General features: G+C 45.3%; 12 protein-coding genes. All 12 read left to right on the plus strand.

The window, feature by feature from the left end:
* Positions 1–14: 14 nt before the first annotated feature.
* Entirely contained in the window at positions 15–749 is a 735-nt protein-coding gene (locus ACFWMP_RS22685; RefSeq protein ID WP_042192459.1) for a M23 family metallopeptidase, read from the plus strand.
* Positions 750–1020: 271 nt separating this feature from the next.
* The gene (gene spoIIID, locus ACFWMP_RS22690) at positions 1021–1308 is read left to right on the plus strand and encodes a sporulation transcriptional regulator SpoIIID (protein ID WP_019915029.1); all 288 of its coding nucleotides are present in this window, start codon (positions 1021–1023) and stop codon (positions 1306–1308) included.
* A 129-nt stretch (positions 1309–1437) separates the two neighbouring features.
* Complete coding sequence (mreB, locus tag ACFWMP_RS22695; protein ID WP_042192456.1) at positions 1438–2436, plus strand: rod shape-determining protein; 999 nt, start codon at positions 1438–1440, stop codon at positions 2434–2436.
* 47 nt (positions 2437–2483) lie between these two features.
* The gene (locus ACFWMP_RS22700) at positions 2484–3362 is read left to right on the plus strand and encodes a flagellar hook-basal body protein (RefSeq protein ID WP_149645345.1); all 879 of its coding nucleotides are present in this window, start codon (positions 2484–2486) and stop codon (positions 3360–3362) included.
* A 52-nt stretch (positions 3363–3414) separates the two neighbouring features.
* Complete coding sequence (locus tag ACFWMP_RS22705) at positions 3415–4236, plus strand: flagellar hook-basal body protein (protein WP_339243781.1); 822 nt, start codon at positions 3415–3417, stop codon at positions 4234–4236.
* Positions 4237–4246: 10 nt separating this feature from the next.
* Positions 4247–4483 (plus strand): DNA-directed RNA polymerase subunit beta, encoded by a 237-nt coding sequence (locus ACFWMP_RS22710; protein WP_042192450.1) that lies wholly within the window; start codon positions 4247–4249, stop codon positions 4481–4483.
* Between the two features lie 257 nt (positions 4484–4740).
* Positions 4741–5163, plus strand: a complete 423-nt coding sequence (gene fabZ / locus ACFWMP_RS22715) for a 3-hydroxyacyl-ACP dehydratase FabZ (RefSeq protein ID WP_076285655.1) — start codon at positions 4741–4743, stop codon at positions 5161–5163.
* A gap of 47 nt (positions 5164–5210) precedes the next feature.
* Positions 5211–6932 carry a phospho-sugar mutase gene (locus ACFWMP_RS22720; protein ID WP_339243779.1) on the plus strand — a complete coding sequence of 574 codons (1722 nt, stop codon included), beginning with the start codon at positions 5211–5213 and terminating at the stop codon, positions 6930–6932.
* Between the two features lie 134 nt (positions 6933–7066).
* On the plus strand, positions 7067–9103 hold the full coding sequence (locus tag ACFWMP_RS22725) for a DUF5693 family protein (RefSeq protein ID WP_379424748.1): 2037 nt from the start codon (positions 7067–7069) through the stop codon (positions 9101–9103).
* Complete coding sequence (csaB, locus tag ACFWMP_RS22730; RefSeq protein ID WP_042192441.1) at positions 9079–10215, plus strand: polysaccharide pyruvyl transferase CsaB; 1137 nt, start codon at positions 9079–9081, stop codon at positions 10213–10215. Before ACFWMP_RS22725 ends, csaB begins: the two co-directional genes overlap by 25 nt.
* 6 nt (positions 10216–10221) lie before the next feature.
* Positions 10222–10977 (plus strand): WecB/TagA/CpsF family glycosyltransferase, encoded by a 756-nt coding sequence (locus ACFWMP_RS22735; RefSeq protein ID WP_042192439.1) that lies wholly within the window; start codon positions 10222–10224, stop codon positions 10975–10977.
* Between the two features lie 116 nt (positions 10978–11093).
* Positions 11094–12221: a glycosyltransferase family 4 protein gene (locus tag ACFWMP_RS22740; protein WP_339243775.1), complete on the plus strand. Its 1128-nt coding sequence runs from the start codon at positions 11094–11096 to the stop codon at positions 12219–12221.
* The last annotated feature ends 108 nt before the right edge of the window (positions 12222–12329 follow it).

The raw sequence follows: 12329 nt of genomic DNA on the forward strand, positions 1-12329 counted from the left end.
GAGGTGATAACCATATGAATGAACAAGACAAAAACAAAACAAACCATGATGAATCTCTCAAAAAATCGCAGGGAGATTCAGGTGCTAAACCTTCTTCATGGAGCAAGATGTTATCTAAACGTTGGGTGTTCCCAGCAGTCTACACGGCGGCAGCGGCAATTATACTAACTTTGGTGTGGGTCTATCAGGATGCCGGCCAAAAACCGCTGGACACCGCCGCCACATCACAGCAAGTAGGAGCTTCGACTAACGAAGCTGGTACTGCAAACAGTAATCCAGATGCCCTTGAAGTTCTTGCTTCAGCGGAAAGCTTGGTTTGGCCAGTAGCCAATCCAGGTGAAGTAGAAGTGGTCAAACCGTATTATGATGAGAATGGTACAGAAGACAATCACGTTGCCGCAATGGTGCAGTATAACGACAAATTTATTCCTAATGTCGGTATCGATCTTGCCCGTGAAGACAACAATACGTTCGACGTCAAAGCAGCGCTTAGCGGTGAAGTTACTAGAGTGGACGATGTTGCAGTGTTAGGTAAGGTCATTGAGATTACCCATCAAGGTAATATGAAGACCGTCTACCAAAGTCTTGGCGAAACGAAAGTGAAACAAGGCGATGTTGTGAAGCAAGGAGATACGCTTGCAACCGCAGGTCGCAGTGAAATCGAGAAGGACCTTGGCAATCATGTACACTTTGAAGTGTATAAGGACGGCAAAGTAGTTAATCCATCAGAGTTACTGCCAGGGCGATAAGAATATTTACTGCAGGGGGCTAATGCCCCCTGTTTTTATGTGAAAAAGGCTTTTCGTAAGCAGCATGCTTATAAAGAGCCTTATTTTTCTATGAGAAACGGTTATTGTCTTTGATGAACCAACGACGTTCCGTCTTGCTAATAACAAGGCTTCTTGGGTTGTCCATTAAATAAAATGAGCCCTCCCAGGCTTGTCATGTCTTGAAAGCGCGAATATATAAGCCCGCCCCTCATATAATGTACCAAACTATCCACAGTTGGGAGGCGGGAGCGTGCACGATTACATCAAGGAACGTACGATCAAAATCGGACGCTGCATCGTGGAAACCAGGCATACGGTCCGGACCATAGCCAAGGAATTTGGCGTTTCAAAAAGCACGGTGCACAAAGACTTGACGGAGCGTCTGCCAGAGATCAACCCTGATCTGGCCGATCAGGTGAAGCACATTCTTGAATATCACAAATCCATCCGACATCTTCGGGGGGGAGAAGCCACAAAAATTAAATATAAAAAAACGACGGGGAAAAAACGTGAGGTTGCTGTAGCATCAAAGCCATAAGATTTTCGGAAATTTAAGGAAATATTCAGCTTTAAAACATTGTGTAGTTCCCCTAAAGTATGTTATTTTTAAATTTAGTACTAACTGCTGTTTTTTCAATTAAAATAACACTTTGGGGGCTCTTTCATTATGTTTAGCAAGGATATCGGAATCGACCTCGGCACGGCCAATGTGCTCATACATGTTAAGGGAAGGGGAGTCGTTCTGGATGAACCTTCCGTGGTCACACTTGAAAGTGATACGAAGAGAGTCCTTGCGGTGGGAGAACAGGCACGTCGCATGGTTGGACGTACACCCGGAAATATAACAACTATCCGTCCTTTACGGGATGGTGTCATTGCAGATTTTGAAGTCACGGAAATGATGCTGAAGTATTTTATCGACCGTGTTGGCGGTCGCACCTGGTATTCACGGCCTCGCATTCTGATATGCGCCCCTACAAATATTACATCTGTGGAACAAAAGTCCATTCGGGAAGCGGCAGAACGCAGCGGGGCTAAGGAAGTATTTATGGAAGAAGAGCCAAAGGCCGCTGCGATTGGAGCGGGAATGGACATTTATCAGCCAAGTGGAAACATGGTCGTCGATATCGGTGGCGGAACGACGGATGTAGCCGTACTTTCTATGGGCGACGTCGTTACCGCTTCTTCGATTAAAGTCGCTGGAGACAAGTTCGATGAGGCCATTTTAAGATATATTAAACAAAAGTATAAATTGTTGATCGGTGAACGGACAGCAGAGGATATTAAGGTTACTATTGGTACGGTTCGACCTGGTTTGATGAAGTCCGAAATGGATATTCGTGGCCGGGACATGGTAAGCGGACTTCCCCAAACGCTCACTATTACGGCGGCTGAGGTAAAGGAAGCATTATGGGATCCGGTTTCTTCCATTGTGGCTGCAGCTAAATCGGTACTGGAGCGTACACCACCAGAATTGTCTGCGGACATCATTGACCGGGGTGTGGTTCTTACTGGTGGAGGTGCTTTGCTTAACGGATTGGACGAGCTACTCTCAGAAGAATTACATGTACCTGTTTGGGTAGCGGAAGACCCTATGCACTGTGTGGTAAAAGGAACAGGAATTATGCTGGACAATTTGGACAAGGTCGTTAAGAAAAAGTTCTAAGCAGCCGATATAAAAGGTAGCATTAGATTCGGAAGGAGACTACCTTCATGATAAGAGGTTTATATACGGCCGCTGCAGGTATGGTTGCGCAGCAACGTAGACACGATACGGCAACACAGAACATCGCTAACTTAAATACTACGGGATATAAGCAGGTTGACAGTGTTAATCATGCTTTTCCGGATGTCTTGATCTCTGCTATGATTAATGGCAATACCACGCCGGTGGGGCGCCTTAACACGGGAGTTTTTGCAGAACAGTCAATATCCCAATATTTACAGGGTGATTTAAGGGAGAGCGGCAAGTCTATGGATTTTGCTTTATCTACAGATTTGCAAGTCGCCGACCCTGTGACGGGTCAAAATATAGCCTTTGATGGTTCAGGGAAATATGTAAGTCCTGAGGGTGAGGTTATTTACCGTCCACAGGCTTTCTTTACCGTTCAGGATGCTGAGGGCAATAACTTATTTACCCGAAATGGAAGCTTCACAGTAAATGCGGCTACGGGAGAAGTGTTGAGCAGTGGAGGCTTCAAGGTTCTGGATTCCACTGGCAAGCCACTTGTCTTGACAGGAAATCAGGACACCCTTAAAGTGGACGGGCAGGGTAATGTACTAAATCCAGTAACAGGACTTCCGACAGGGACCAAGATTGGTGTGAGTGTAGTTACAAAGCCGCAGGAGCTTGTGCGTGATGGTAAAGGTGTGTTTCACGCTGATGATATAGCGGCGGCGGACATTCGTTACTCCAATGCAACTGATAACTTACAGGTGCGTCAAGGGTATTTAGAGGGCTCCAATGTTGACCCTACTCAGGTTACTGTTGATTTGAATGCCGCATACCGGGCATATGAAGCGAACCAAAAGATCGTCCAATACTATGATAGCAGCTTGCAGAAGGCTGTAACTGAAGTCGGCAGGGTATAAGTGCTGCTTATGAAATGGGTTTTACAGGTACAGCTTATAGGAGGTTTGATCTATGAACAACTCAACGATTAGTGCAGCAGTCTCCATGTCCAGCCTTCAGCAGCGGCTTGATATTATAGCGGATAATCTAGCCAATATGGATACAAATGGTTATAAGAGCAAGAAAGGCTCCTTTGAGGATGTGCTGACTCGTGTGCAGCAGCAATCGGATGACTATGATCAGCCGGGCCGCGCTACACCTCTAGGTTTTAATATCGGTTTCGGGACTTATGTGCCTTCGATTACGACTAATTGGGAAGAAGGTCCCCTTAAAGAAACAGGTAATCCAACCGACTTGGCGCTTCAGGGTAATGGGCTGTTTGGAGTTCAGGTCAATGGAACTACAGCTTATACAAGACAAGGTGACTTTCACTTTACGCCTGACACCACCGATACAACCAAGATGGTCCTTGTAGATAATACGGGGAATCCGGTACTGAATACAGCAGGTAATCCTTTAACGGTCCCTGTGGGTGTGAATGCAGCTATCGATGAATCCGGTCGTGTATTAACGAAACAGTCAGAGAATGGACCTGTTCGGGTAGCAGGTACTATAATGATTGTAGAACCTAAGACACAGAATGCTTTAAAGGCAGTGGACGGGAATTTCTATATGCTTGCCGATGGAGTTACAGCACAGCAGGCTTTTGTACAAAGAGCGGCAGGTGAGGCGTCTGGAATTGGAGTACGCTCAGGGTGGCTGGAGCAGTCAAATGTCGATATGACCACAGAAATGACAGAAATGATGCAGATTCAACGTACGTATCAACTCGCAGCTCGGGCGCTTTCTTCCAGTGATCAGATGCTAGGTCTGGCCAATAACATGCGCGGGTAGAGGTGAAGGAATGGAACGTCAGAAAAAGGTGAAGTCGGAAGACAAACCAGAAGACAAGAAAGAGCCGAAGCGGCGAGGATTATCAAAATGGACACTTATCCAGTGGATTCTTATTCCTTTGCTTCTCATAGCTGCACTTGGAGGCGGACTGGTTGTCGGTTACGTTGTCCTTGGCAAAAAAGAGTTTAGCGATGTTCTACAATGGAGCACATGGAAACATGTCTATGATTTGGTTTTTGCTCCATAATTTAAGATGATAACGACTCCCTTCTTGCTTAAGGGAGTTTTCTTTTTTATACGGATAAATGTATAATGGTGGGGGGCCTCGGGCAGCAAAAAGGGCCCTCTCCGCCATGCTATCGCATCCGGTGGAGAAAGCCCCTTATCTCAACCTCCACTTCTGCAGGTGGTGAAGGATATATATAGTTTTTACCGAAGCTGCCTAAATTTATGCAGTTCGGCGAAGAATAAATGAAGTAACATCCGAAAGGAGTTTTGTTAATAATGCTGGATATCAACCAAATTCAAGAAATCATCCCCCATCGGCCTCCATTTCTGCTGGTGGACAAGATCACTGAGATTGAAATGGGTAAACGGGCTGTTGGCATTAAAAATGTAACGATCAACGAACCTTTCTTCGTAGGTCATTTTCCAGGTTATCCGGTAATGCCGGGCGTACTGATTACAGAAGCTCTTGCACAAGTTGGTGCGGTTGCTATTTTAGGGGTAGAAGCGAATCGCGGTCGGATTGGCTTTTTAGCCGGGCTCGATGGATTCCGTTTCCGTGGTCAAGTCGTACCGGGAGATACGCTCACTCTTGAAGTGGAGATTACTCGCCTTAAGGGCAGTATTGGAAAAGGACAAGCTACTGCGTCGGTTGAGGGGAAAGTTGTTGCCTCTGGGGAAATTATGTTTGCGCTCAGCTAATATTAATTAGCGAATATATATTATACATGGAGAAGGAGAGATTCTAAATGACTCAATTAAGCCCAAAAGCGGCAGAAATCTTATCTCGCTGGCTGGAGAACGCATCTGTTGATGAGTCTACGAAGGCGGAGCTGCGCGCTCTGGAGAACGAGCCACAGGAGCTCGAGGAACGATTTTATAGAGATCTAGAATTCGGTACAGGTGGTCTACGCGGTGTAATTGGCGCAGGTAGTAATCGTATCAATCGTTATACGGTAGGTAGAGCTACACAAGGTTTCGCTAAATATATTCTGGAGACGCATACTGGAGAGGGAAGACCTTCTGTTGTTATCGCTCATGACTCCCGTCGTTTCTCGCCTGAATTCACACTTGAGGCTGCTCTTGTATTGGCTGCTAATGGCATTGAGGCTCATTTATTTACTTCTCTGCGCTCAACACCCCAATTGTCGTTCAGCGTGCGCCATTTGAAGGCAACGGGCGGGATTGTTATTACTGCAAGTCATAATCCGCCTGAATATAACGGGTATAAGGTTTATAATTCTGAAGGTGGACAGCTTGTCCCTGACGAAGCCGAAAAGGTCATTTCTTACATATTAGGGGTTGACACTTTTGATGGTGTGAAGCGGATTTCCCAAGAAGAAGCGGAGCGTCAAGGTCTGCTGCACTGGCTTGGTGAGAAGGATGACGAAGCGTTTACCGATACTGTCGCTGCGGTTAGTCTTGCAAGTGAAGAGATCGCCTCTACGCTTGGAAAAGACTTCAAAATCGTATACACCCCGCTACATGGTACTGGTAACCTGCCAGTCCGCCATGTGCTTGAGAAAATTGGTTTTACACAGGTGCATGTTGTACCTGAGCAGGAACAACCAGATTCCGAATTTTCCACTGTAAAATCACCGAACCCAGAAGAACGCGAAGCCTTTACACTGGCTATGAAGCTGGGCGAAGAGTTGAATGCAGACCTCTTAATTGGCACGGATCCCGATGCAGACCGTATGGGGGCAGTGGTTCGTGACAATGAAGGTAAATTTGTTGTTTTGTCGGGCAATCAATCTGGAGCTTTGATGATTCATTATTATTTGAGCCGTTTACAGGAACAAGGTAAGTTGCCTAGCAATGGTGCAGTTGTGAAGACTATCGTGACGAGCGAGATGGGGGCAGCTGTAGCCTCTCATTATGGTGCAACTGTATTTAATACGCTAACGGGATTCAAATATATTGGGGAAAAAATGACTCAATTCGAACAATCCGGAGATTACACATATCTTTTCGGTTATGAAGAAAGCTATGGTTATCTTGCAGGTAACTATGCTCGTGATAAGGACGCCGTTCTTGCGGCTATGTTGATCGCTGAAGCAGGTGCTTATTACAAAGCTCAAGGCAAAACATTATATGATGTTCTTCAGGAATTGTATGAGCAGTTCGGATACTTCTTGGAAAGCCTGGAGTCCCGTACACTGAAGGGTAAGGATGGCGTTGCGCAAATTCAAGGTATCATGAATGATTGGCGTACGAATGCTCCACAAGAAATTGCGGGATCTGCCGTTACAGAGGTGCTGGATTATTCGCTAGGCTTGAATGGTCTGCCGAAGGAAAATGTACTAAAGTATTTGCTGGCTGACGGTTCATGGTTCTGCCTGCGTCCTTCAGGTACCGAGCCAAAGATTAAAGTTTATTTTGCGGTTGTGGGTGAATCCTTGCAGAATGCTAAGGATAAGGTAGCTACACTATCCAAGCAGGTTATGGCTCGTGTTGACGGGGAACAATAAAATAAGAATATAGATCGCGCTCTATATTGTGAAATTATATTTTTTACGTAGAAACGGGTACCGTCTCTAAAAGGATGACGATCCGTTTCTACTTTTGTAAAAAGAGTTTTGAAGTGAAAGAGGAGGTACTTTTGGTGCAGCAAAAATGGCAACGTTGGAATATTTCTTCCCGAAAGTGGCTGTGGATCATAGTTGTGGTTGGCGTTTTAGCTGCCTTGCCAGTTGTCTATGACCGTCTGCAGACGGAGAAGTCTTCCAAGACAGTGGAATTTGTATTTGATTACCGTGATTTAGTTGAAGTAGCAAGCTATCGTGCAAATCCGCAGGATTATATTTCCGAACAGTTAGATCGTCTAAAAGATGCTGGTGTTCAGAGTATGGCGATTTACGAAAGCACGCTGGAAGATTATCGGAAGGCGCGTCGTCTAATGATGTGGGGTGCGGCTGATATCGCTAATCTTACGGATACAATCATTCCGGTGAATGAGAACTATACTTATGTTCTTTTTACTAATCCTGATTACTACCAGGCCCTGGCGCCTGTCATTAAAGAGGCATTCGGTAATCTTGGGATTACTTCGAAGGAATGGAGTTTCCGCGGACAACAAGGTCTTATTATTGAGACTCCAATAGAAGATGCTACACTGAAGCCACTTCAGCCGGATCCATTTACACTGGAGATGCTGCATGACAAAGGGTTCACCATTGTACCGCGTCTTGTGGATTCTTTGACTTATAATAACGCGACAGTTAAGAAGCTGTTAGATCGTTATGAAGAATTGGGTGTAAAACGAATCCTATTCGAGGGAGAGTCCGTTAAAGGGTTTAATGATGATGCCGATACGGCTAGTATCACTGACTTTGCAAATCTCCTTAAGGAACGTGGAATCGGAATTGCAGCAATTGAAAATATTAAGAAGCAGCAGAAGGGCTTTAACAAGCTTGCTTATTTGCTGGACTATAACGTAACACGGTTATACTCCCTTAGCGAAGGGGACTCTGCCTTAGATCCAAAAGTGATCTCAGATCGTTTCGCGCTGGCAACAAAGGATCGCAATATCCGCATGATTTATTTAAATACGATTCCTTCACGGAATACAGCTAAGGCACAGATTACAGATACGCTAGACAACCTTGTCACGAGTCTGAGTGATCCTGGTGGTGCCGTTGAGCAGATCAAAGACAATGGGTTTAAGTTAGGACAAGCTACGGCTTTTGAGGTTGTAGATTCGTCTTATCAGCGTTACTTCAAGTTAGTTGCGGTAGTTGGCGCAGTCTCTTTAGTAGCGCTGCTGATTTCTTACTTTATTCCTTGGCTTACGATCCCAGCGTGGGTGCTAGGATTATTGGGAAGTGCAGGCCTGCTGGTCTTGAAACCAGAGCTGTTTGAGCAGGCACTGGCGCTAGCGGCTGCGATAAGTGCACCGACCCTTGCGGTTGTACTTGCCATTCGTAAGGTCAATGAAATGGGACCTCCTCTACGGAGCAATTCCCTTACCTATAAGGCTATGAGCCCGAAACGTCGGTTCACGCATAGTCTGGTGCTTTATTTGAAAACTTCATTAATTTCTTTGAGCGCTGTGCCATTCGTAATCGCACTGCTCAACAACATAACCTACAGTCTAGTGCTGGACCAGTTCCGCGGTGTCAGTCTGCTCCATATGGCACCTATCGGCCTTGTAGCGCTTTATGTACTCCTCTATCGTGGAGAGTTTGTCTTTAACAAGACAGGTAAGCTGCTGCGTACACCAATCACATTAGCTATGGTTCTTGCCGCTATGGTTCTTGGGGTCGTAGGTATGTATTATTTAAGCCGTACTGGAAATAGCGGTAACGTAACACCTCTGGAAATGGCCTTCCGTACATTCCTAGAAAATACGGTTGGTGTCCGGCCGCGTAATAAAGAGTTTTTGCTCGCACATCCGTTATTAATTCTTGGTGCATTCCTGGCCTTTAGATATCGGAATGCAGCGTTTATCATGATCATTGCCGTAATTGGTCAGCTCTCCATGGTGGATACCTTTGCACATATTCATTCACCTGTTCTAATCTCGCTGGTTCGCGGATTGCTCGGTCTTGGTCTCGGACTGATCATTGGTGTAATTGCTGTACTCGTATGGCAGATTGCAGAAGGGTGTTGGAAGCGATGGTCACCACTCCTAAAAAGATAGTTATCTCTGGTTACTATGGTTTCCGTAACAGTGGAGATGAGGCGGTGTTGCAGTCCATTCTAAATGCACTGCAGAAACAGTCTCAAGCTTTGGGTATATCCATTGAACCTATCGTGTTATCCATTGATCCTGAGTGGACCAGCGCCACATACGGAGTGAAATCCGTGCACCGGATGAAGCTTGTTGAAGTCCGTCAAGCGATTTATGAGAGCGCTGGTCTGATCAGCGGTGGGGGTAGCTTGCTGCAGGATGTAACAGGTAGCAAGACTATTCCTTACTATTTAGGTATTATCAAACTTGCGCAGTGGATGGGTAGACCAACCTTTATCTATGCTCAAGGCATTGGGCCAGTGAATCGTAAACTTTTTCACCCTTTAATCAAATCCGTGTTTCGTAAATGTACCTATATATCTGTGCGGGATGAACAATCCCGCGAGCTTCTTCTATCTATGGGGCTAGAACAGAAGAACGTAGAAGTTGTTCCCGATCCGGTAATGGGCTTGTCTTTGCCAGAGGACACGGATGTTGCTACACAATCTTCAGAGTTATCTGATTCACTTCCGGTGATTGGGATATCGGTACGTTTTTGGGAGCAAGACCGCAGAGAACTGGAGGCTCTTGCACAAGGCTTGATTAAGGCCAACCGTGAGGTTCCGTTACATTTGCGATTCCTCCCTTTTCACACCCCTTCGGACAATGAGGCTTCACGTTATCTGATGGATAAGCTGAAGGGAAGTATAACCGAGCATGGTGGGCAGGTCAGTATTTGTGAGGATGCCATTCACCCGCAGCATATGCTACGGGAAGTGGGACAATGCGATGTTCTGATTGGTATGCGACTTCATAGCTTGATCTACGCAGCTGGAAGACGTGTTCCACTGATTGGTATTTCTTATGATCCGAAGATCGATCATTTTCTGGACAGAATTCAGACCCATCCTGTTGGAGCAACGAACACACTTGATGCTGAACATGTTGCTGCCGAGATTGTTCATCTTTTGAACACAGGACAGGAATGGAGAGCGGCACGGGAAGATGTCATTTCCAAGTTGATTCAAGAAGCAGAGGCACCAGCTCGGCAAATCGTAGAATATTTTTACCATAAAGGATGATCTAAAGTGAAAGCAGAAAGCGCGGTACCTACAGTTCCTATTTTTGGAATTAGAGTCTCGAAAGTTGATATGGCAGCAACAGTTGCCTATTTGACGGAGGCTGTTCATACACGTATCCCGCATCAAGTGATTACAGCTAATCCAATTATGGTTATGGCTGCACTGGAAGATCCAGCTTATATGGATATTATGAAATCGGCTGAATTGGTTGTCCCCGATGGGACAGGCGTTGTATGGGCTGCTAATTATTGTAATGAGCCGGTATCAGAACGGGTAGCAGGTTATGATCTGTTACATGAATTGATGCGGCAGGGTGAAAGATATAGTTGGAAGGTATATCTCCTAGGTTCTACGCCTGAAGTGATTCGGGAAACCGCTGAAAGGTTACAATTGCAATATCCGGGTGTTATCATTGCAGGATATCACGACGGTTATTTTGGCCCGGATGCAGATGAAGAAATTGTTGCTGGAATTGTTAAAGCTAATCCTGACTTATTATTTGTTGCCAGAGGTGCAGATAGTCAGGAACCTTGGATTGCTAAATATAAGTCCAAACTGGGCGTTCCGATCATGATGGGGGTCGGCGGCAGCTTTGACGTGATCTCTGGGAAGAGCAAAAGAGCGCCAATAGCCTTCCAAAAAATGAGAATTGAATGGTTGTACCGTCTCCTAAAAGAACCTACACGGTACAAACGAATGCTTGCACTGCCGAAATTCGCATTAAAAGTGGTGCGTGAGAAAGATAAAGTAACAAAAGTCTAGCAAAATGCCGATATTCACCTAGAAAATGAGATAAATAGCCTAAATAAAGGATTGGAATTTGTTTTTGTAACAGCGTATAATTCAATGCGGTAGAGAAATGGGGGTCGACTGATCAAATGTTAATCATATACATCGCTGGATTTATCGTATGCATGGGACTCGCACTTGGCCTCACACCTTTGGTGAAGAAATTCGCCATTAAGATTGGTGCAACAGATGTGCCGAATGCTCGTAAAGTGCACACGAAAATTATGCCCCGCCTTGGCGGATTAGCTATTTTTCTAGCGTTTGTGTTAGGCCTGCTTGCCGTATTGCCGATTATTCCATACGAGTTCACTCCGCGGGAGGTCAACTTCATCAAAGCGCTGCTGTGTGGTGGCGGACTGATTGTACTTATCGGTGCACTTGATGACCGATTCGAATTATCAGCAAAAGTGAAGCTACTGGGCCAAATTATCGCAGCCTGTATCGTTGTTTTCGGCTTTGGTATTACTGTAGATTTTGTGAATATTCCATTTAACAATACGTATTCCTCACTGGAGAGCTGGATTGCTATCCCGCTTACGATTTTCTGGATTGTCGGTGTTACCAATGCCGTTAATCTGATCGACGGGCTGGACGGGCTTGCGGCTGGTGTATCAGGAATTGCAATTGCTACGATTGCGGCAATGGCTTTCGTGATGGGAAACACCATGGTGGCAATGCTGTGTCTGTTGCTTCTGGGTAGCATCATCGGATTCCTGTTCTTTAACTTCCATCCTGCTAAGATTTTCATGGGTGATACAGGTTCGCTGTTCTTAGGCTTTTGCTTGGCATTACTTGCTTTGCTAGGATTTAAACAGATTGCAGTGGTTTCGTTTATTACACCTTTGCTTATTATCGGTGTACCATTGTCGGACACGTTCTTTGCGATCGTGCGCCGTAAGCTGCAAAAGAAACCAATCTTCGCACCAGATAAAGGTCACTTGCATCACTGTTTACGCGAGCTTGGCTTTAGCCATCGCCAGACTGTACTCATTATTTATGGTATTGCTGCATTTTTCGGTATTCTAGCTGTCATTCAATCATCCGCAGCTCTTTATGAAGCGAACTGGGTTACGTTCGTGGTTATCTGTATCATGCTATTCTTCCTGCAAATCGGTGCTGAAATCACTGGTTTGATCGGTAAGACTAAACGGCCGCTGATTGATTTCTTTTTAAGAATGCGTATGAAGGCTAATCCGGAAAGAGGCTCTAAGTCTTAAGCGACTAAGCAATTATTCTAAAATTTTCTAAACTTAACAAAACTCATCCGATTTCGGATGAGTTTTTTGTTGTTTTCCCTAAAAATATCACTACTTATGACCGATAAA

It is taken from the genome of Paenibacillus sp. NPDC058367 (genome assembly GCF_042723305.1).
Lineage (GTDB): Bacteria > Bacillota > Bacilli > Paenibacillales > Paenibacillaceae > Paenibacillus_AQ.

Excerpts from the sequence above, each read along its gene's own strand:
- ACFWMP_RS22710 (WP_042192450.1), top strand. The coding sequence starts at position 4,247 with ATGGAACGTCAGAAAAAGGTGAAGTCGGAAGACAAACCAGAAGACAAG.
- ACFWMP_RS22705 (WP_339243781.1), top strand. The coding sequence starts at position 3,415 with ATGAACAACTCAACGATTAGTGCAGCAGTCTCCATGTCCAGCCTTCAG.
- ACFWMP_RS22700 (WP_149645345.1), top strand. The coding sequence starts at position 2,484 with ATGATAAGAGGTTTATATACGGCCGCTGCAGGTATGGTTGCGCAGCAA.
- mreB (WP_042192456.1), top strand. The coding sequence starts at position 1,438 with ATGTTTAGCAAGGATATCGGAATCGACCTCGGCACGGCCAATGTGCTC.
- ACFWMP_RS22685 (WP_042192459.1), top strand. The coding sequence starts at position 15 with ATGAATGAACAAGACAAAAACAAAACAAACCATGATGAATCTCTCAAA.
- ACFWMP_RS22720 (WP_339243779.1), top strand. The coding sequence starts at position 5,211 with ATGACTCAATTAAGCCCAAAAGCGGCAGAAATCTTATCTCGCTGGCTG.
- ACFWMP_RS22740 (WP_339243775.1), top strand. The coding sequence starts at position 11,094 with ATGTTAATCATATACATCGCTGGATTTATCGTATGCATGGGACTCGCA.
- csaB (WP_042192441.1), top strand. The coding sequence starts at position 9,079 with ATGGTCACCACTCCTAAAAAGATAGTTATCTCTGGTTACTATGGTTTC.
- fabZ (WP_076285655.1), top strand. The coding sequence starts at position 4,741 with ATGCTGGATATCAACCAAATTCAAGAAATCATCCCCCATCGGCCTCCA.